Annotated in this window: 10 protein-coding genes; 5 read left to right on the plus strand and 5 right to left on the minus strand. The window is 67.6% G+C overall.

Annotated elements, in window-relative coordinates; genetic code table 11:
* Nucleotides 1-84: 84 nt before the first annotated feature.
* Entirely contained in the window at nt 85-2,139 is a 2,055-nt protein-coding gene (locus ACY34H_RS12010; RefSeq protein ID WP_464977721.1) for a GDSL-type esterase/lipase family protein, read from the minus strand.
* Nucleotides 2,140-2,221: 82 nt separating this feature from the next.
* Here ACY34H_RS12010 and ACY34H_RS12015 point away from each other — a divergent pair, with 82 nt between their 5' ends.
* Nucleotides 2,222-3,814 carry a MutS-related protein gene (locus ACY34H_RS12015; protein WP_464977722.1) on the plus strand — a complete coding sequence of 531 codons (1,593 nt, stop codon included), beginning with the start codon at nt 2,222-2,224 and terminating at the stop codon, nt 3,812-3,814.
* A gap of 30 nt (nt 3,815-3,844) precedes the next feature.
* On the opposite strand, the gene ACY34H_RS12020 is transcribed toward ACY34H_RS12015, so the two are convergent.
* From ACY34H_RS12020 to ACY34H_RS12030, 3 genes are read right to left on the minus strand one after another with little or no spacing between them, the layout of a single operon-like run.
* A complete protein-coding gene (locus tag ACY34H_RS12020; RefSeq protein ID WP_464977723.1) occupies nt 3,845-5,221 on the minus strand; it encodes a glycoside hydrolase family 88/105 protein in 1,377 nt (458 codons plus the stop codon).
* The gene (locus ACY34H_RS12025) at nt 5,218-6,825 is read right to left on the minus strand and encodes a glycoside hydrolase family 43 protein (RefSeq protein WP_464977724.1); all 1,608 of its coding nucleotides are present in this window, start codon (nt 6,823-6,825) and stop codon (nt 5,218-5,220) included. The genes ACY34H_RS12020 and ACY34H_RS12025 overlap by 4 nt, the downstream gene beginning before the upstream one ends.
* 8 nt (nt 6,826-6,833) lie before the next feature.
* Nucleotides 6,834-9,656, minus strand: a complete 2,823-nt coding sequence (locus ACY34H_RS12030) for a TonB-dependent receptor domain-containing protein (RefSeq protein ID WP_464977725.1) — start codon at nt 9,654-9,656, stop codon at nt 6,834-6,836.
* A gap of 270 nt (nt 9,657-9,926) precedes the next feature.
* Here ACY34H_RS12030 and ACY34H_RS12035 point away from each other — a divergent pair, with 270 nt between their 5' ends.
* The 3 genes from ACY34H_RS12035 to ACY34H_RS12045 all read left to right on the plus strand — a co-directional run bounded on the left by ACY34H_RS12035 (nt 9,927) and on the right by ACY34H_RS12045 (nt 16,561).
* Nucleotides 9,927-12,257, plus strand: coding sequence for a pectinesterase family protein (locus tag ACY34H_RS12035; RefSeq protein ID WP_464977726.1), 2,331 nt, complete (start codon nt 9,927-9,929; stop codon nt 12,255-12,257).
* Nucleotides 12,258-12,401: 144 nt separating this feature from the next.
* Nucleotides 12,402-16,253: a beta-galactosidase gene (locus ACY34H_RS12040; protein WP_464977727.1), complete on the plus strand. Its 3,852-nt coding sequence runs from the start codon at nt 12,402-12,404 to the stop codon at nt 16,251-16,253.
* A 113-nt stretch (nt 16,254-16,366) separates the two neighbouring features.
* A complete protein-coding gene (locus ACY34H_RS12045) occupies nt 16,367-16,561 on the plus strand; it encodes a hypothetical protein (protein WP_464977728.1) in 195 nt (64 codons plus the stop codon).
* A gap of 13 nt (nt 16,562-16,574) precedes the next feature.
* On the opposite strand, the gene ACY34H_RS12050 is transcribed toward ACY34H_RS12045, so the two are convergent.
* Nucleotides 16,575-17,879: an SGNH/GDSL hydrolase family protein gene (locus ACY34H_RS12050; RefSeq protein WP_464977729.1), complete on the minus strand. Its 1,305-nt coding sequence runs from the start codon at nt 17,877-17,879 to the stop codon at nt 16,575-16,577.
* 254 nt (nt 17,880-18,133) lie between these two features.
* Here ACY34H_RS12050 and ACY34H_RS12055 point away from each other — a divergent pair, with 254 nt between their 5' ends.
* Entirely contained in the window at nt 18,134-21,151 is a 3,018-nt protein-coding gene (locus ACY34H_RS12055; protein ID WP_464977730.1) for a TonB-dependent receptor, read from the plus strand.
* Nucleotides 21,152-21,160 lie beyond the last annotated feature (9 nt).

Here is a 21,160-nt window from a genome sequence, read left to right on the forward strand (position 1 = left end):
GCGGCGGTTCGGGACCAGCCGCCATACTACCGATTCGAGAGAAATCATGCCGGATCGCGGAGCAGGCGGAACCGCCAGCCGGCATCAGTGCCGGTCGTTCTCACCCTTTGGCGGCTGCGCCAGCACCCACATGAAATACAGCGCCTTCGCGGCCTTCGCGCGGGTGACCACCGTGCGCGGCTCCAGCAGCGTCCCGTTGATCATCTTTCCCCGCGCGATGCCCGCCTCCGAACGGATCAGGCCCAGCTCGTAGGCATCGCGCACCTTGTCCGCGTACGCCGGCGCGATCGCGGCGGTGTCCCGCAACTGCGACCAGCGCACCAGCGGATAGTACATCGCCCCCTGCGCGCCGCTGTCCAGGTTCGGATCGTAGCCGGGAGAGCCGGGCAGGATGGTCTTGCCGTTGTAGTCGGTCATGTAGGCCGGCTTCGCCGTGAACTTCGCATGGTAGGCGTCGAGCAGGATGGCGCCCATCGTTTCGCGCGTCAGCGAACCGGCCGCGTAGCCGGACAGCGCCGCCGCCGGCAGGCCCATCGCCTTCTTCAGCGCGCCCGCGAACTCGCCGGCCTGCATCGGCGCCTGCGGGTTGAAATTGCCTTGCGCGTCCTTGCGCAGCACGCCCAGTTGCAGCAGCTTCTCGATCTGGTTGCGGTAATAGGCGCCTTCGCCGGTGCGAATGTCGACGGCGATCTCAGGGTAGATCGCGGACCAGTCGTTCGCGGCCACCGCCTGGCGCACGTCGCCCTTCAGTTGCGCCACGATGCCGGCCGCCACCTTGTCGCCCGCCGCGGCCAGGCGCGCCAGTTCCGTCACCACCAGCCGGGCATACTGTTTCGCCAGCGCTTCCTTGTAGTGCGTGCCGTCTATCTTGTTGGCCGGATGGCCGTTGGCGTAGCTGCCGTCATTGGTCTTGCCCGGCGTCTCGCCAGCTTCGATCGACATCACCATCGCCGTGATCGCATCGGCGCCGGCGCAGTTGTAGTACTCCACGCTGCGCGCATTGAGGTCCACGGCCGTCACGCCCAGTTCGGCGCCCAGCTTCTTCATCAGCTCGGGGAAGCGGCGCCTGGCGAACGAGTTCACGTACGGCTCGCCGGCCTTCTGCGCGCCGTTCACGCGCGACATCGGCGTCACGAACACCGGCACCATGCCGCGCGCGCGGATCGCCGGCAGGTAGACGTCGCGGATCATTTCCTCGTACATCCCCTCGGTGGCGCCGCGGCCATAGCGCTGCGCTTCGTCGGTGCTTTCGTCGTTGTGGCCGAACTGGATCATCACCACGTCGCCCACGCGGCCGGCCATCAGCAGGTCGTTCAGGCGGCCCTCGGCATAGGCATTGCGGAACGAGCGGCCACCCATCGAGTAGTTCAGCACGGTGACGCGCGCGGGGTCGAACAGGCTGTCGAACACCTGGCCCCAGCCGCTCATCGGCGCCTCGTCGAAGGTATACGTCTTGACGGTGGAATCGCCCAGCGTGAACAGCGTTGGCGGCGTGCCGGCGGAGCGCGCCTGCGGCGCGATCGGCGCCAGCACGATTTCGGCCACGCCGACCGCCACGCCGGCTTTTTTCGGCTCGATCTCGATATCGATGAATCCCCGTCCGTTCACGTAGCGGTACGACCAGTCGCGGCCCTGGGCCGTCACGCGGGTCTGGTTCGGCATCAGGCCGGCCGCGTCCCAGGTCACGGGCGAGGTCAGGCGGCTGGTCTGCATGCCGGTCAGCGACACGACCGTATCGGCCGCGTCCGACGTGGTGCGTACCTTCACCGCATACGCGCCCGGCGCCGCCTTGATGCGGAACGCCATGCCGAAGTGGTTGTAATGGTTGCCGGTACCGGCTTCGATGGCCGGCTCGGTGATCGTGCAGCCATCGTTGCCGCAACGGATGCCTTCGGTGTGCACCGGGCGTGCGGGCAGGGCGCCGGTTTGGTCGACGAAGCCGTGGCCGGTCGCGGCGTCGTACAGGGGCACCCGCCCGTTGCCGCTGACCGGCACCGCGCCCGGCGCGGGCTGGCCTGTGAAGTCGAAGCGCAGTTCGGCCGGCGGCGCCGCGGCGGCCACCGCGGGCATCGCCACGCAGGCGGCCAGTGCGACAGTCCGTGCAAGGGCGAGCGCGCAGCGGCGATGATTATTTGGCATGGACATCTTGTAATTTCTCCCGTGATCGACAGATACGCGGCGGTTCGCATCGAGCCGCCATACTACTCATTTGAAAGGAACCATGTTCACCGACCTGCAGCACCTGCTGCCGCGCCTGCGCCGCCGCTACGACGATTTTCTCGAAAACGTGCTGGCGATTCCGGCTTCCGGCTCCGCCGACTTCACGTTCGACGAAGCCGAAGTTGCCCGCTTCCACGAAGCCGCCGGCGGCGCGAACGCCGTGGATGACCAGACATGGCGCGACCTGCTGGCCGGCCGCTACCTTGCCGGCCTGTCGGCCGGCACCGGCATCTTCGGACAGCAGATCCTGTATCGCCGGCTGCGCGCCGGCGTGGACGATGCCGCATGCCGGGAGAACGCGGACAGGGTCCGCACGCTGTCGGCCGACGGCATGCTGCGCGCCGGCCTGGCCGAAGCCTGCGCGCCGCTGCGCCGCGCCAGGGTCGAGGTGGCCACCATCCTGTTTGCGCCCGCCCCGGCGAAGGCCGAGCCGTGGTGGACCCGCTGCCTCGGCCTGCTCGGCCCGGCCTTCCTGCTGGCCGTGCTGGCATCGTTCGGCTGGCCGCTCGCCTGGGCAGCCGCGGGTCTGCTCGGCGTGCTGCTGGTGGCGGCCAGCATCGGCTACAGCAAGGCCGTGCGCGTGTGGGAAATGGAAGCCGAAGCGCTGCAGCTGATGCTGTTCACATGCGGTGCGCTGGGTACGCGCGACGATGGCGTGTGCGAGCGGTTCCGGGAACTGCGCGGCAAGGCAAACCGGCTGCGCCGTCTCCTGTCGCGCAGCACGGTCGTGATGACCGTGCCGGGCTTGAAGGAATACGTCAACTGGTTCCTGCTGGGCGACGTGCGGCATTGCCTCGCGGGCCGGCGCAACCTGCGCGCCAACCTGCCCGCGCTGCGCGAGTGCTTCCTGCTGGCCGCGAACCTGGAAGCGGACCTCGCGCTGGCACGCCACCTGGGTGCCGTGCCGAAGTCCTGCTGGGCCGAACGGCATGCCGGCAAGGCGCTCGCGTTCGGCGGCGTGGTGAATCCGCTGCTGGCGCAGGCGTTGCCGCTGTCGATCCGGGTCGAAGGCAAGGGCGTGTTCCTGTCGGGCCGCAACGGCGTGGGCAAGAGCACGCTGCTGCGTACCATCGGCCTGAACCTGCTGGCGGCGCGCGGGTTCGGCTTCTGCTACGCGGACAGCGCGGCGGTATCGACCCGCGTGGTGTACGCCAGCATGCAGAACGAGGATTCGCTGGCGGCGGGCGAAAGCCTGTACGTGGCCGAGCTGCGGCGCGCCCGCGAGCTGCTGGCATCGGCGCAGGAACCGCATGCCGGCATCTACCTGATCGATGAAGTCTTCCGTGGCACGAATCACCTGGAATCCATTTCGGCGGCCGCTGCGGTGCTCGACGAGATCGCGCAGAACGGACTGGTCATCGTCTCGTCGCACAACCTGGTGCTGGCGTCGATCCTCGACCACCGCCTCGCGCCGCTGCAGGTCAGCGCGGAGGACGGCAGCCTGGCGCTGCGGCCTGGCGTGCTGGTCGAAACGAACGGCATCGCGCTGCTGGCCGAGCGGGGCTTCGACCGGCGCGTGCAGGACCGCGCCAACAAGGTCTTCAACTGGCTGAACGGCTACCTTGCGCATCCGGCCGGCGCGGTCGAGCTGTGACGTTCGCGGCGAGTGCCGCGTGCGCGGTGTTCAAGGCTGCGGCTTCCTCGGCCCGTAGTGATAAGTCTTGACCTTGTCGGTAATGACCACGTCCGGGTTGTTCAGCAGCTTGATCATCTCGAAGCCGGCCAGCAGCACCGGGCCATAGCCGGCCATCGCATTGATGCTGGTCGGCCGGTTGTAGTAGTACACGTGGTCGCTGGCGAACGTGGTGGCCGTCACGCCGTCGACGACGCTGCCGTCCGGCTTGATGCGCGCCGAGATGCCGGCCCATCCCGCCTGCGCGATCGAGCCGTACGTGGTCGGACTGATCCAGCCCTGGTTGATGGCGTGCGCCAGCGCGTAGACGAACATCGCCGTGCCGGAGGTTTCCAGGTACGAGTCGTGCCGGTCCAGCATCTGGTGCCACATGCCTTCGCCGGACTGCTGCCTGGCGATGCCGCGCAGCGCCGCGCGGTGCTGCGCCAGCACCTTCTGGTAGCCGGGGTGGCTCTTCGGCAGCACGTCGAGCAGGTCGGACATGGCCAGCACCGCCCAGCCGTTGGCGCGGCCCCAGTAGAACTCGGGCGCATCGGGATTGTTCTGGTTCCAGCCATGCGTGTACAGCCCGATCTGCCTGTCGAACAGGTACTTCGAGATGCCCAGCACGTTCTTCACGGCGTCGTCGTAGTAGCGCCGCTCGCCTGTCATGCGGCCCATCTCGGCCAGCGCGGGAATGCTCATGTACATGTCGTCCGCCCACACGGACCACGCCTGCGGGCGGTTGCGCGCAAGCGTGCCATCCTTCAGTCGCACCTGCCTGCTGTGCACCCAGTCGGCCAGCGTGGCGATCACCGGCGACATGTCCGGCCCGATCTTCTCCAGGCGGGCGCGCACCAGCGCCGCGCACATCGAGCCGGAGTCGTCGAGCGCATGGGGTTTCACCCAGCGCGCGAAACTGTTCGCGCGGCCCAGCTTGAAGCGCTTTTCCTGTTCCGTGAAGTAGCCGATGCGCTCATTGAAAAAAGCCAGGTGGCGTTCGGTCATCGCCGTCCATGCCGGATCGCCCGTCACGCGGCGGCCCAGCATCAGGCCGGCGTGCATCACGCCCATCTCGTAATTCATGATGCCGAAATCGTTCGGCGACGGTTCCACGATCGCCGTCGCGACCGGCGTACTGAAATCGGTGACCGGCTGGCCTGTGGCCTTGTCGACGATGCGGCTGGGCGTGGCGCGGTCGATAAAGCCGCGCACGGCGGTCAGCTGGGCCGTGATCTCGGCCACCACCGGCAGCTTGTAGGGAACCGGATACGTGCCTTCCAGTGGATCGTTCAGGTTCTTGTTGTCGGGATTGCGGTACGGGCCGGCGGCGTGGGCCGACGTGGCCGCCAGTGCCGCCAGCAGCATGCAGAGCGTGATCTTCTTCATTTCGTCACCCGGAAGTAATCGGCATCGAGATACGCGCCGGAAGGCTGCGCGGCGTCGCTGGCGCTGTACAGGCCCATCTGGGCGCCGACCCAGTGGCCCTTGGTGGCGGCGAACGGCGCGCCGGCGTCGGCGAACGTCTTGCCGTCCACGCTGTACTGGAAGCGCGCATTGGCGCCGCTCGCCATCGCCATCCGCAGCGTCAGTTCCGACGGCGCTTTTTGCAGCAGCACCGTTTCCTTTTCCGTGCAGCGCGGGCCGAATGGCGTGCAGGTGGTATAGACCAGCTGCAGCCCGGCGCCGCGCTGGCGCAGGCCCAGTGCCGCATAGCTCCGGCCATTCAGGATCAGGCCCGCGCGGTCGCCGTCCTTCGCGCCGTGCAGCGCGATCCTGGTCTCCGTGGTGAACGTGGTGGCCGGCAGCTTCTGGGCGACGATGTTCGGCGCGGCGCGCACGAAGTCTTTCGATGCCGGCACGGCCTGCACCGGCAGGCGCAGGTGGCCGGGGCGGGCGGCCAGCGAATACCAGCCGTCCTGCGGGTTGGCGTTCCACTGCCATTGCAGGCCCAGCACCTTGCCGTCGAATTCATCGGTGGTGGCCGGCACGGCGACTGGCTGCCCGGCCACCGGCTTGTCGTACGTGGCGACCGGATTGCCGACGCCAGGCTTCGGCCCGGGCCGGCCGATGACCGGCCAGCCATCGCGCCACGCCATCGGCTGCAGGTGCACCACGCGGCCATAGGCCTGGCGGTCCTGGAAGTGCAGGAACCAGTCCTTGCCGTCCTGCGCGCGCACCCAGGCGCCCTGGTGCGGGCCGTTGACTGGAGTGTCGCCCTGTTCCATCACGATGCGGTCCTCGTAGGGGCCATCGATGGTGCGCGAGCGGAACACCGACTGCCAGCCGTGCTCCACGCCGCCGGCCGGCGCGAACACGTAGTAGTAGCCGTCGTGCTTGTAGAATTTCGGCCCCTCCAGCGTGCGGTAGCCCGGCAGCCTGTCGCCGTCGACGATGACCTTGCCCTCCTTGTCGAGCAGGCGGCTGCCGTCCGGCGCCATGCTGCGCAGGGTCAGGCGGTTGTTGATGCCGGCGCGGCTTTTCGCCCAGGCGTGCACGAGATACGCCTTGCCGTCGTCGTCCCACAGCGGCGACGGATCGATGATGCCCTTGCCCGGCAACAGCAGGCGCGGTTCGCTCCACGGGCCGGTGAAATCGGTGGCCGTCGTCACGTACACGCCGTGGTCCGGGTCGGGATAGAAGATCCAGAACTTGCCGTCGTGGTGGCGCAGGCAGGGCGCCCACACGCCGCCGCCGTGGCGCGGTGTCGCGAAATGCGCCACGGGCACCTGTTTCGGCAGCGCGTGGCCGACCAGTGTCCAGTTCACCATGTCCTTCGATTGCAGCAGCGGCAGGCCGGGCGCGCTGTTGAAGCTCGACGACGTCATGTAGTAGGTGTCGCCGACGCGCACCGCGTCCGGGTCAGAATAGTCCGCGTTCAGCACGGGATTCTGGTACTTGCCGTTGCCGAGATCGGGCACCCAGGCCTCGGCCGCGTGGCCGGACAGGGCCAGCAGGAGCAGTGGAATCGCGCGCAGCGTGGTGGTCATCATGGCGGTCCTCAGAAGGTGTAGTTGACGCGCACGTTGTAGGCGCGGCCGATCGGCTTCGAGACGTTCTGGGCGAACACCACGCGCGAACCGATGCGCTGGTTCGACAGCGGCGGATCTTCGTCGAGCACGTTGTTGATGCCGAACGTCAGGCGCAGCTGGTCCGAGAACTTCCAGTTCGTGGTCAGGTTGTACAGCGTGTAGTGGTCGATCTCGTTGAAGAACGGCTGGCCCGGTTTCTGGCTCGGCAGCGCGTTGGTGTCTTCATAGTGCGAGGTGTAGGCCTGGGTCAGCTGGGCACCGAATTTCTGGTAGTTCCACGACACGCGCAGGTTGTGCTTCCAGCGGTACACGTAGGTATTGGCCGAGGTGGAGCCGGTGGCCAGCGCGCCAGGCTTGCCGACGCTGTCGATCCACTCGCCGCCCGCTTCGTTCTGGCCTTCGTAGCGGTCGACATAGGTGCCGTCCATGCTGACGCCGAACTTGCCCCACGGCGTCGTCGGCCACGTATAGCTGGCGCTGGTATCGATCCCGCGCGTGCGCAGCCCGCCCATGTTCAGGCGCGTCTTGACGATGTAGTCCAGCGTGCCGTCGGCGTTGCGCACGAACAGGTCCTGGTAGCGGTCCAGGTTGTCGAAGATCGTTTCTTCGGTGATCTGCGCGATCGTGCCCTTCATCTTGATCGACCACCAGTCGAACGATACGCTCAGGTTCTTGACCGGCGAGAGCACGATGCCGGCGGTGACGGTACGCGCTTTTTCCGGCTCCAGGTCGGGATTGGCCCCCTGCAGCGTGACCAGGGTGGTGTTGCAGACGCGCGCCGGGTCCAGGTTCAGGCCCGCGAAGCGCGGGTCGGTGGTCAGGCTGCCCGTGCCGGTCACGGAAGGCGTCGCGCTCGGGCACAGCAGCGGATCATCCCAGCGGTTGGTCGACGGGGTCCGGGTCTGCGGTGTGCCGTACAGTTCGGGCAGCGTGGGGGCGCGGAAGCCCGTGCTGGCCGTGCCGCGCAGCAGCACGCTCTGCGACGGCTGCCAGCGCACGCTCAGCTTGGGATTGACGGTATTGCCGAAATCGCTGAAGTGGTCGGCGCGCACCGCGCCGGTCAGCGTCAGTTCCTTTGTCAGCGGCGCATCGGCTTCCAGGTACAGGGCCGATACCTTGCGCTCGCCGCGCGGGTAGGAGTTCGGCGTACCGGATACTTTATAGGTGACTTCGTTGGCGACCGGGGCGGTCGCGTCGCGGTACGTCTCGCGGTGCCAGTCACCGCCGATGGCCAGCGTCAGCGGGCCGCCGGCCAGGTCCATCAGCGGGCGGGCGATGTTGAAGTCGGTACCGACGTAGCCGACGCGGGCGACACGGTAGGTCAGGCCGTCGCGGCTGATGCTGTCCAGGTAGGCGGCGCCCTCGGCATCCTGCGCGCCGAACGGATTGAGCGTGCCGTCGGCCACGCCCTGGTAGATGCCGTCGGTGGCGAAGAAGCCGCTGCGCCAGCCGACCGCGCGCTTGCTTTCCGCGGCGGTCACGCCGACCCGGTAATCCCAGCCCATGAATTCGCCCTGGTCGGCGATGGCCAGGCGGCGCGTGTTCTGGCGGTCGTCCGTCTTCGCCGGCCCGGCTTCGTCCATGCTCCACGTCAGCGCCAGCGGCTGGTTCGTGATGCCGGCCACGGCGGGCACGCCGCCGCTGCCGCCCGGATACCAGTTGCTGGACGGCGTGATGAACAGCGGCTTGCGCACGCCGGGGTTGTACTTGTCGTAATCCGTCTGGGCGCCGAACACCTGCGGCGGGTTCTGCGCCTTGATGAACGACTCCGTCGCCAGCAGTTCCACTGTCAGCAGGCGGTCGCCGTGGTGGCGCAGCGAAGCGCGCGTAAACAGCGTGGCCTGCATGTTATCGGGCAGCAGCTGCGGGTACAGGTCCGGATCCAGCACGCATGTGCCGACGCCGGCGCCGCTCGCCTTGGTGGACGGGATCGCATATTGTCCGCCGCCATACGGCCCGGTGCAGCCGCTGGCGAAGTAGGGGTTGCCGGTCAGCGTGGTGGCCTTGCCGTTCTGGTAGGCCGTGAAGTTGGCCGGCGCCGACGACGATCCAGCCACCGCCGACGAGAACGGGTTGCCGCCCAGTTGCGCGATCAGGTTCGGATCGCTGATGTTCGGGCGGTCGCTCTGCGCCAGGCGCGCGCGCTGCTGGAAATCCACGCTGGCGTAGACGTTCCAGCCCTGTTCGTTCAGGTCGCCGATGCCGCTGACGATGCTGACGCGCTGCTGGTCGCCGCCGCCGTGGCGTTCCGGCTGGACCCAGCCGCCGGTGACGGTGGTACCGGTGTGCGTGCGTTTCGTGATGAAGTTGACCACCCCGGCGATGGCATCGGTACCGTAGATTGAGGAGGCGCCGTCGCGCAGCACTTCGACGCGCTCCACCGCGCTCATCGGGATCACGTCGACATTGACGGAACTGGCGCCGATCGCCTCGTTCGGCAGGCGCCGGCCGTTCAGCAGCACCAGCGAGCGGTTGGTGTTCAGGCCGCGCATATTGATCATCGTGCCGCCGCCACCGCCGCCGACCGGCTCATTGGTGGAGCCGACCGTCAGCGCGGTCGCCACCTCGGACATCGTGGTCAGGCCGCGCGCGACGAGTTCATCGGACTTGATGGTTGTCAGCGGCAGCGCGTTCTCGGTGGCCAGCTGGCGGATCGAGGAGCCGGTGACTTCCACGCGGGTCATCGGCGAGTCGGCCGGGGCCGCGGACTGCTGGGCTGCGGCCGTTTGCGCGAGCGTGGCGATGGCAAGGGCGATCGCGGACAACGCGATCCGATGGGGAATTCGGTGCATCTGGTCTCCTGTTTTCTTGACGGTGCTATTCATTGCACATTGGTCAGGCCGCTGATCATTTGGCCTGACCAACCTTTTTTTAGAATGGCTTAAAATGCATGATTACGCAAACAGTTTTTGTTCGGCCCTACCATGGACATTCAGGATTTCACTCTGGCGATAGCTGTTAGCGCAATCATTGACAGGCTGGCGCATGTGGCCTGACCTGCGGTAAAGTGGTCAGGCCAGAGGGTAAGCTTTGGCTGTCGACAAAAACTGGAGGAGACGAAGATGCGGTATTTCAGCGTGATGGCCTTGACGGTCTTGGTTTCAGTGCCCGCAGCCGCGGCCGACCGGCTTGCACGCATCGAGCCCGATGCGCCGGTGCGCCTTGCCGGCGCGGCCGGTGCCGATACCTGGGTGGAAGCGCGCTTCCGCCCACTCGCCGCGAATGGCGGCAACGGGAAACTGTACGTGGTCGGCCGCTACCAGGACGAGGGTAACTGGTATGGCGCGGGACTGGGCTACCAGCCGGCCACGGGACGCATGCAGGTCGAGATCGTGCGCATGCAGGGCGGCCAGATGACGCGCCTGAAGGGTTTCGGCCGCGCCGCCGCCGCCGACGGCCGCTTCCACACCGTGCGGCTGGAGATGGCGGGCAGCACGCTGGCTGTCTACCTGGACGGCGAACGCATCACGGGCGTGACCGATACCGCGCTGTCGCGGGCGGGCCGTTTCGGCGTCGTCGCCAGCGGAACCGCCTTCGAAGCCAGCGTGCCGGTGACCGGCGACGCCACGCTGAAGCCGGCGCGGCTGGCGCTGGCGCGCGCGCCGCAGGCGGCGCAGCTGGCCGTGGGCGATGGCCCGCTGCGGCTCGACGTCAGCGCGCTGGGCAGCTACAGGTTCGCTGGCGACCCGACCGCGGCGCCCTCTGATGGCAAGCCCGGCTCGTTCCTGACCGCCGCCAGCCCGCGCAACGCCACCGCCTTCGGCGCCGTGCCGTTCCGCTTCACCGCCGTGGCGGCCGATGCCGCGCTGGTTCGCGTCGAAGCCGGCAAGGAATCCGTCACCCTGACGCCGCTGGCGGCCGGCACCACCACGGTCACGCTGGCCAGCGCCGACGATCCGAATGTCCGCTCGGTGGTCGCGGTGCGCATCGCCGAACGGAAGGCGCCTGCCGGCGCGGCATACCGCCTGGGCGGTGCCGTCGCCCCGTCGCCCGGCGAGCGCGATGTGCCGTACGACACGCCGCTGCGCCTGCGCTTCGACGCGATGCCCGTGCTGGGTACCTCGGGCGCGATCCGTATCCACCGCAAGCGCGACGGCGCACTCGTCGACACGATCCACGCCAGCGGCGAGTACGACCGGCTGGGCTACGAAGGCCAGGAATATCGCCGCGCGGTGCGACTGCAGCCCATCGCCATCGAAGGCCGCAACGTCGTCATCCACCTGCACAGCGCGAAGCTGCAGGCCAACGAGGAGTACGCCGTCACCATCGACGACGGCGTCTTCGCCGGAAGTTTCAACGGCCAGCCGTTCGCCGGCATCGGCAAGGAGCAGGGCTGGACATTCCGCACCCGCGCCGCCATCCCGCGCAGCACGAAACTCGTGGTGGACGACGATGGCGCGGCCGACTTCCGCACCGTGCAGGGCGCGCTGAACCATGCGATGCAGCATGCCGGCCGCGCCACGCCGGTCACGGTGGACATCCGCAATGGCCGCTACCAGGAGCAGCTGTACCTGCGCGGCAAGGACAACCTGACCCTGCGCGGCCAGAGCCGCGACGGCGTGGTGATCGACGCGCTGAACGGCGACGGCCTCAATCCCGGTTCCGGCACTGCCCAGGATGCCCGATCGCCCGGCATCAGCGGCGGCCGTGCCATCTTCCTCGTCGAGGATGCCGACCTGCTCACGCTCGATACGCTGACGATCCGCAACAGCACGCTGAGGTCATCGCCGAATGGCGGCCAGGCCGAAGCGATCTTCTTCAACAGCGAAGGGCGCCTGGTCGCGAAGAACGCCAGCTTCTTCAGCGAGCAGGACACCATCCAGGTGCGCGGCTATGCGTGGTTCTACCGCACGCTCATCGCCGGCAACGTGGACTTCATCTGGGGGAACAACCGGGCCGCGCTGTTCGAGGACAGCGAGATCCGCACCGTGGGCGACAGCGCCAACTCGAGGAACGGTGGCTATCTTCTGCAGGCGCGCACCATGTCGTCCGGCGACAGGGGCTTCATGTTCGTCAACAGCCGTCTCACGCACGGCCCCGGCCCGACCGGCAACGACGTGCCGGCCGGCGCCACCTGGCTGGCGCGCAGCCCGGGCTATGCCTACACCTGGGATCACATCGCCTTCATCGACTGCCGCATGGGCCCGCACATCGCGCCGGCCGGCTGGGCCGGGCCGAACGCGAAGCAGCCGGTGCCGAATCCCGCGATCGCCACCGCCACGTCTGGGTGGCGCGAGTTCGGCACCATGGACCTCGACGGCAAGCCGCTGGATACGAGCCAGCGCGTGCACGGGCGCGTGCTCGGTGCCGAGGAGGCCAGGAAAGCCTATGGTTCGCGGGAAGCGTATTTCTCCGGCTTCGGTGGCGGGAAGGGGTGGAATCCGGTGCCGTGACGGCACCGGCGGGTGCGCGAATGCGCCGGTAAACAATCGCGCCGGCGGCGAAACGCTCAATGGATTGACCAATGAGGGCTCATGGCTCATGGGAAAAAGGCTTTATGATCTGCCACTGTCCCATAGACTAACCCAGAAGCCCCGATGCCCAAGATCCCTGCCTCGTTCCGTCGCCGCTGTGTTCCACACGTCCTTCAACTGAGTCTCGCCGCGCTGGCGCTGCAAGCCAACGCCCAGGAGCTGGGCATTCCGCAAGCTTCCGATATCCAGCAGCGCCAGGCGCAGGCCGGCATCGGCGCCAATGCGCCGGTGTTCCTGATGGCGGCGGTGCCGCTGTCGGCGGAAGGGAAGTTCAGCGTGTATTCGTCGAGCGACGGCGTGACGTTCACGACTCTGGCATCGGAGGCCCATGCGCCTGGCGGCGCCGCGCTGGCCGAGCCATCGATCGTGCGGCACGACGGCCAGTACTACGCGGTTTACGCGCAAGGCGGTGGCCTGGCCATCGCCCGCTCGGCCGACCTGAAGAATTGGGAGACGGTCCGCACGGCGCCACTGGCGCTGGCCGGCGGCACGCCGGATAGCACGTCCGTTTCGGCACCGCGCTGGGTGCGCGAAACGAACGGCGCGCTGAAGGTGGTGGTCGCGGCCGGCAAGCAAACGTTCATCGTCGCCCCGGACGCGGGCTTTACCGCATGGTCGGCGCCGCAGCCGGCGCAGGGCCTGGCCGGCGGCGCATCGATCGTCGCCACCGATGGCGGCTACACGGCGCTGGTGCGCAACCCCTCCAGCGGCATGCTGGAAGTGGCGACCGCGCAAACGCTCACGGGCCCATGGACCGTAACGCAGCAAAGCGGCCCGGGAGCGTCGTCGGGTGGCCAGTCGCTGGTCAGGCTGGCCGACGGTGCATGGCGCGCCTACTTCGCCGATGCCGATGGCCGCCAGTACTGGTATGCGGACAGCCGCGACCTGCGCACCTGGTCGCCGAAGGCGAGGGTGGGCGGCGTGTCCGGCATGATCGGCAGCGCCTCGGTCATCGCCGAGGAGCGCAAGGCGTTTGCCGCCGCCACGAAGCCGAAGGGCCAGCCGAAGAAGGTATCATGGGACCAGCATTCGCTGATGGTCGACGGCAAGCGCATCGTCGTCTGGTCCGGCGAAGTACACCCGTTCCGGCTGCCCAGCCCTTCGCTGTGGCGCGACGTGATCCAGAAGATGAAGGCGCTCGGCTTCAACGGCATCGCCTTCTATTTCCACTGGGGCTATCACTCGCCGGCGCCGGGCGTCTACGACTTCAACGGCATCCGCAACGTCGAACGCGCGATCGAGATCGCCGAGGAAGAGGGCATGTACATCATCGCCCGCACGGGCCCCTACATCAACTCGGAGCTGACCGGCGGCGGCTATCCGGGCTGGATGTTCCGCAACCGCGCCGAAGCGCGCACCGACGACCCGGTCTACCTGGCGGCGTCCGACGAGTGGATGACCCAGATTAACGCGATCATCGCGCGCCACCAGGCCACCGATGGCGGCGGCAATATCGTGGCCTACCAGCTCGAGAACGAGCTGGGCAAGGTGGAGCCGAAGCACGTGCGCCAGATGGAGCACCTGGCGAAGAAGGCGCGCGCCGACGGCATCACGGTGCCTTTCTTCCACAACGCGGCCGGCCGCCTGCCCGACTGGACGCCGAAGAATTCGACGGCGCCATGGGCCAACACCGGCCCGACCGACATCTATGCATTCGATGGCTACCCGGGCGGCAGCTGCAATGTGTTCGCAGATCCGTCCGGCCCGAACAAGGCGCCGGACTGGGGCATCTATGCACAGCCGGGACCGAAGGCGGGGGCCCTGTCGTCGCCCGGCACACCCGGCTTCGCGGCCGAACTGGGCGGCGGCTGGTTCGACTACTGGGGTTCGAACGGCACCTACAACTGCACGGCGGAACGCCAGGGCGCCGGCTACCAGCGCGTGTTCTACGGCACCAACCTGATCAACCGGATCACGATCCACAACGTCTACATGACGTTCGGCGGCACCTCGTGGGGCTGGCTGGGCGGGCCGGTGGTGTACACATCCTACGACTATGGCGCACCGATCTCGGAAGACCGCGGCCTGCGGCCCAAGGCGCTGGCGCTGAAGCAGCAGGGCATGTTCGTGCAGGCGGCCGAGCAGGCCATCGCGCAGATGGACAAGGGGCCGGCGATCAGGACGTCGTCCGACAAGGTGAAGGTCTACCACAACGTCAACCCCAAGCTGGGTGCGCACGTTCTGCTGGCCGTGCACAGCCCGTCGGACCTGCTGAGCGACGACAGCTTCACGTTCGAGCTGGCGACGAAGGACGGCAGCTACCAGGTGCCGCTGCGCCTGAACGGGCAGGATGCCAAGATGCTGCTGGCTTCCTATCCGATGGAGCGGCAGCACCTGGTGTATTCGAGTTCCGAGTTGCAGACGCACTTCAACAACGGCGAACGCGATATCGCGCTGCTGCACGGCCGCGCTGGCGAAACAGGCGAAACGGTGCTGCGTTTCACCGGTGCGCCGAAGGTCGAAGTCCTGGCCGGCAAGGTGGCATCGCGCTACGACGCCGCGAAGGGCGACCTGAAGCTGACCTACACGCACGACGGCCTGGCGCGCGTGCGCATCACCGGCGGCGGCCGCGCACCGCTGCTGCTGCTGCTGGCCGACGAGAAAACCAGCCAGCAGTTCTGGACGCAGAAAACCCCGGCCGGCCAGGTGCTGCAACTGACGCCGGCATTGGTGCGCAGCGCCACGCTGGCCGGCGACAGGCTGGCGCTGACGGGCGATACCACCGCCGCCGGCGCGATCGAGATCTGGGGGCCGAAGTTCGGCACCGCCTCCTTCAATGGCGAGGCGCTGTCGCTGAGCGCGCAGCCGGACGGGAGCTTCAGGTCGAACGACCTGAAGGGACCGGCCGCCGTGAAGCTGCCCGACCTGGCGGCGCTGCCGTGGACGCGCCGCGCCGACAGCCCCGAAGCGCAGCCGGGCTTCGACGACGCCGCATGGATCAAGGCGGACAGCCGCGCGTCGGCGGCGCAGACGTGGACGATGCCCGAGCGCGGCCAGCCCACGCTGGCGATGAGCGACTACGGCTTCCACCATGGCGACGTGTGGTACCGCGGCCATGTGGAGATCGCCGATCCAGGACGTGGCCAACCCGCAAACCAGCTCGAACTGTTCATCGGCGCCGGCGGCGCCGGCATGGCGCAGGTGTGGATCGACGGCCGCTTCGTCGGCCAGCACGAAATGGATACCGGCCGCTCGTTCCCGGAAACCACCGACAGCGTGAAGCTGGCGCTGGGTGAACTAAAACCGGGCAAGCACGTGATCGCGGTCATGGTGCGCAATAATTCGCACAACTGGAACCTGATGGCCGACGATTACCATCGCGAGGCGCGCGGCCTGATCTCGGCATCGCTGACATCGAAAGGCGGCAAGCGCTTCGGCGTGCCGATCGAATGGCGCATCCAGGGCCGCCGCGGCGGCGAAACCCTGGCCGACGTGGCACGCGGTCCACTGAACAATGGCGGCCTGCATGGCGAGCGCGAAGGCTGGCACCTGCCATCGGCCGGCAAGGACGGCGCCGGCTGGACCGCCGCGAAGCCGACCGACGCGCCGCCGGCCGCCGGCACCTACTGGGTCAGGACCAGCTTCGACCTCGACCTGCCGAAAGGGCACGACGTGCAACTGGGCCTGGCATTCGGCGATACGTCGAAGCCGCGCTCCGACCGGGAGAACCGCGCGCTGATCTTCGTGAACGGCTGGAACATGGGGCAATTCATCGCCCATATCGGCCCGCAGCGCACGTTCGTGATCCCGCCAGGCATCCTGAACCCGAACGGCCGCAACACGATCGCGCTGGCGGTGACTACCGACGGCAGGAAGGAAAACGCGCTGGAGCCAGTACGCCTGGTGAACCTGCGCACGGCGCGCGGCGGCGTGCCGCTGGAGATGGTGGCGACGCCGCAGGACGCCCGGCACTGACAGGTATCCGGCCGGGCGATCCGCCCGGCGGGGTACCTTCATCCCTTGGTGCGCCAGCTAACGGACGGCAAGCCACGATGGGTCCAACCTCTCGGTGATCGACGGGAGGACCCATGGACGCAGGTTATGTGAAGCTGAGCAATGACACCGCAGTCGCCCACCTGGTGACGCGCACCGATCCGGCGCTGGCCTGCTGGGCCGCGCTGGTGCAGGTGTGGGATGGCATCGAAGGCACCCTCGACGAGACCGACCCGCCTGGCAGCGCCGAAAATGCCACGCCGATGACCTCGGTGAGGCCATTCGGCTGAAGCAGGGTGTCGATCAGCGCGGCGCTGGCTGCGCGCCAAACAGTTCCAGCGGTACCGCCTCGGCCATCGCGGCCATGCCCGCATCGTTCGGGTGCAGGTGGTCGCCGCTGTCGTACTTCGCCAACAGCCGCGCCGGTCGCGCCGGGTCGCGCAGGGTGCGGTCGAAGTCGATCACCGAGTCGAATTCGCGGCTTTCCCTGATCCAGCGGTTGACGGCCTGCCGCACGGCCTCCTTCGCTGCCGTGTAATAGCCGGGGAACACCGTGCCTTCGAACGGCGTCAGCGTGGCGCCGTGGATGGCGATGCCTTGGGTGCGGGCGCGCGCGATCAGCTGGCGGTAGCCGGCGATCAGGTCTTCCGCGGTGGGGCCTTCGGCGGCAGGCATCGAACCGGTTCCCGGGTGGCCGATGTCGTTGATGCCGATGAGGAGCACGACGTGGCGCACGCCGGCGGTGGCCAGCACGTCGCGGTCGAAGCGGGCCAGCACGGCGCGGCCGAACGGCGGCCATTCGCCCGGATCGCGCAGCAGCCGGTTGCCGCCGATGCCGCGGTTGACGACGCCGAATCGTGCACCTGACGGCATCTCCGGACGGCTTGCCTGCAGGCGCTGCGCCAGCATGTCCGGCCAGCGCTGGTTGGCGTCCACCGTCGTGTTGGAACCGTCGGTGATCGAATCGCCCAGCGCGACGATGGCGCCTGCGCCGGCGGCCGTCACGTCCACTGCGGTCAGGAACGGCCATGACGTCATCGTGCGCTGGGTTGGAAACGCCGCGGTGTCGGTAAAGTTGCCGGGACCGGAAACGTAGCTGGTCTGGAACGCGTTGCCGTGCACCGTCGTTGCCGGTGCTTCGCCCGGCAGGTGCAGGCTCACGGCGAGATCGGTTCGCGCCGGTACGGACATCTCCACCGGATCGGACAGCACCGGTGCACCGGGCGGTATCACCACGAATGGCCAGCCGCCGAATGTCAGCGCGCGGCTGGAACCGGCAACGGTCCCGGCACCGCCGGCGCGCAGCGCCACGTGCGCCGCGCCGATGCGCAGCGGCGTGCTGCCCAGTTCGTTCGACAGCCGGATGCGCACCTTGCTGCCGCCGATGCTGGTGCGCACGATCAGCCGCACCGTCTGGTTGTTGAACGTCTGCAGCGTTTTCGGCGCCGCATCGGCCGGTGCCGTGCCCCAGGTGCCCACCCAGTCCTTGCCGGGTTCCTCCTTGCCGGGTTCCTGCGCACCATGGGCGAACGGCACGGCGGCCCATGCCGCCAGCGTGAATGCGGCGGCCAGCAGGTTGCGCCGCGCGGGCGCAAACGTGTTTTTCAAATCGGTCTCCTTGTTCGTTGAAGCCCCGCGGTGGCGGAACAGGCCACACTGTAAGCAGCGCTGCCTCGGTGCGCAAGAGGTGCATGGCGTTGCTTCCAGCCGACAGCATCGTCATCTTTTGCGCCAAAACCGGCCGTAACGGCTCAACTGCGTGAGTGATTGCTGCGTGTACCTCCTTCATAAAAAACAATCGTCCTAAGATCGAAGCGACTCCGGCAAACGGGGCGTGACAATTAAAAGAGTGAGGAGACGGGATGAAGTCCACGAAGCACATGGGGAATCGCGCGCTGCCGGCCGTGCGGTTGACGAGCCTGGCGCTGGCGATCGCCACGCTGGCCGCGCAGGCAGCCGCGCAGGAAGCACCGGCCGCGCAGGGAGCACCGGCGGCGCAGCAGGGCGCACAGGCGGCGCAGGATCCGAACGTCGTCGTCGTGACGGGGTTCCGGGCGAGCCTGAACAGCGCGCTGAACACGAAAAAGAATTCCGACGGCATCGTCGACGTGATCAAGGCCGAGGACATCGCCAAGTTCCCGGACGCGAACCTGGCCGAGTCGCTGCAGCGCGTGCCCGGCGTGGCGCTGGCGCGCGGCGACGGCGGCGAGGGCAAGCAGATCACGGTGCGCGGCCTGAATGCCGGCTTCACGCGGGTGCGCATCAACGGCATCGAAGGCGTGGCCGCCACGGGCTCGTCGGACATCAACGGCAGCACCAACCGCGGCCGCGGCTTCGATTTCTCCGTGTTCGCATCGGAACTGTTCAACAGCCTGGAAGTCCGGAAGACCTCCGAGGCCGCCGTCGAGGAAGGGTCGCTTGGCGCCACCGTCGACTTGCGCACGGGACGGCCGTTCGACTTCAAGGGCCGCACCGTCAGCGTGGGCGCGCAGGAGTACTACAACGACCTGTCGAAGAAGACCCAGCCGCGCGTGACGGCGCTGCTGTCGGACCGCTGGGAAACGCCGTACGGCAAGGTCGGCGCGCTGGTTTCCGGCGCATGGTCGAAGCGCCGCGCGCTGGAAGAGGGCTACGAAGCGGTGGACCTGCTGTCGGCCAATGCCGACGGGGGCTTCTGCTCGCCGGCCGGCGTGACGCCGCAGAACCCGGCCAGCAGCGCGGTGAAGGGGATCGACGCGGCCAACTGCGGCTTCGGCGAACCGCGCACATCGAACCTGGCGGCCTGGAACGACGTGATGGGCCGCACCGACAGCAACGGCGGCACGATCGCCAGCCCGGCGGCGGGTTCGGGCGCATTCCACCCGCGCATCCCGCGCTACCGCCGTTCGATGACGGACTATGAGCGCACCGGCATCACCGGCGCCCTGCAATGGCGGCCGTCGGCGGACACCGATGTCAATCTCGATCTCATGTACGGCAAGTTCGAGAACCGCCGCTACGACAACTACATCTCCGCGATCTCGTTCGGCCGCACGCTGCAGACGGCGAATGGCAAGCCGCAGACGTCGATCGTGGAATCGCACTTCAACGAGAACGGCAGCTGGGACTACGGCAAGTTCAACGGCGTCGATATCCGCAGCGAAGGCCTGCTCGACGTATATACCACTACGTTCAAGCAGTACGTGTTCTCGGGCGGCCACCGTTTCAGCGACCGCTTCAAGGTCAATTTCCTGCACGGCACGTCGAATTCGGAGCTGGACGAGCCGATGCGCGCCACCGTGCAGTTCGATTCGCCGAACGTGGATGGTTTCTCGTACGACTTCCGCGATAACCGCAACGTGCCGGCGCTCAATTTCGGCATCGACGTGTCGAACCCGAACAGCTTCACGTTCGGTCCGCAGGAGGCTGACGGCACGCTGCATGGCCAGTTCGTGGGCCGCTTCCTGAACACCCGCAACAAGCTGAAGACCACGGAGCTGAACGGCTCCTTCGAACTGAACGACAACCTGACCCTGCGCGGCGGCTACTCGAACCGCAAGAACACCTGGAGCAACGTGGAAATCGGCTCGGGCGGCAACGGCCTGGCATTGCCGTCCGGCGTGAGCCTGGCCGACATCTCGCAGCAGGTGTCCGGCTTCGGCAAGGGCCTGGGCGCAAACGTGCCATCGTCGTGGGCGGCGGTCGACTTGGACAAGCTGCGCGCCATCTACGACATCGAGTGCCATTGCGACGCGGTGCCCGGTTCGCAGTATGCATACCTGACGCAGGCCAACCGCGCCGTCGAGGAAAAGATCGATGCGCTGTACGGCATGGTCGACTTCAACTACGACCTGTTCGGCATCGGCTGGCGCGGCAACGTGGGTGTGCGCGGCGCCGAAACGAAGGCCACGTCGATGGCGCTCATCAACGTCAACGGCCAGCTGCAGCCGAACGTCGTCACGAAAAAATACCGCGACTGGCTGCCGGCCTTCAACCTGACGGCGCAGTTGCCGAAGGACGTGTACCTGCGCTTCTCGGCGGGCAAGACGCTGTCGCGGCCGGAGTACGTGGACCTGGCGCCGTCGGCCACCGTGTCCGGCCAGTCCGGCACGGTCAGCATCGGCAACGGCAACCTCGATCCGATCCGCGCCAAGACCTACGACCTGCAGGCCGAGTGGTATTACGCCAAGAACGCGATGGTGTCGGTGGGCGTGTTCCGCAAGGAGATCGACAGCTTCATCCAGACCGTTTCCGAGCGCGCCGTGTACAACACGCTGGGCCTGCCGAACGACCTGCTGGTCTTCAACGGCTGCTCGATCACCGGCGGTACGCCGGGCTGCCCGACGTCGCCGACCGACTCGGTGGTGGTGAGCCGCAAGGTCAATACGCCGGGCGGCCCGCTCAACGGCCTGGAGTTCAACCTGCAGGCGCCGTTCACGTTCCTGCCGGGCGTGTGGAAGAACTTCGGCATGCTGGCCAACTACACGCACGTGAAATCGAAGATCACCTACATCACGCGGGTCGACAACCCAAGGACCGAGGCCAACGAGCTGCTGAGCGTGCGCGCCAACTTCACCGGCCTGTCGCCCCGTGCCCACAACCTGACGTTCTTCTACGAGGACGAGAAATTCTCGGCGCGCGTATCGAAGGCGCACCGCTCGTCCTACCTGCTCGCCGTGCTGGGCGACGTGCAGGGCCACGACTTCACGATCGTCGACGGCTCGACCAATATCGACGCCAGCATTTCCTACCAGCTGACGCCGAACCTGCGTATCTCGCTCGAAGGCCAGAACCTGACCGACGAGCCGTTGCGCTACGGCCGCGACACGCAGCGCAACGACACGCTGCTGTACGTGCATTCCGGCCGCTCGGCCGTGCTGGGCCTCAGCTACAAATTCTGATTCCGCAGT

It is taken from the genome of Pseudoduganella sp. jia 9 (genome assembly GCF_055502615.1).

What these genes read in the sequence shown, in the direction of transcription:
- ACY34H_RS12030 (WP_464977725.1), bottom strand. Translation starts at nt 9,656, where the DNA reads ATGCACCGAATTCCCCATCGGATCGCGTTGTCCGCGATCGCCCTTGCC.
- ACY34H_RS12045 (WP_464977728.1), top strand. Translation starts at nt 16,367, where the DNA reads ATGGACGCAGGTTATGTGAAGCTGAGCAATGACACCGCAGTCGCCCAC.
- ACY34H_RS12015 (WP_464977722.1), top strand. Translation starts at nt 2,222, where the DNA reads ATGTTCACCGACCTGCAGCACCTGCTGCCGCGCCTGCGCCGCCGCTAC.
- ACY34H_RS12010 (WP_464977721.1), bottom strand. Translation starts at nt 2,139, where the DNA reads ATGCCAAATAATCATCGCCGCTGCGCGCTCGCCCTTGCACGGACTGTC.
- ACY34H_RS12055 (WP_464977730.1), top strand. Translation starts at nt 18,134, where the DNA reads ATGAAGTCCACGAAGCACATGGGGAATCGCGCGCTGCCGGCCGTGCGG.
- ACY34H_RS12025 (WP_464977724.1), bottom strand. Translation starts at nt 6,825, where the DNA reads ATGATGACCACCACGCTGCGCGCGATTCCACTGCTCCTGCTGGCCCTG.
- ACY34H_RS12020 (WP_464977723.1), bottom strand. Translation starts at nt 5,221, where the DNA reads ATGAAGAAGATCACGCTCTGCATGCTGCTGGCGGCACTGGCGGCCACG.
- ACY34H_RS12040 (WP_464977727.1), top strand. Translation starts at nt 12,402, where the DNA reads ATGCCCAAGATCCCTGCCTCGTTCCGTCGCCGCTGTGTTCCACACGTC.
- ACY34H_RS12035 (WP_464977726.1), top strand. Translation starts at nt 9,927, where the DNA reads ATGCGGTATTTCAGCGTGATGGCCTTGACGGTCTTGGTTTCAGTGCCC.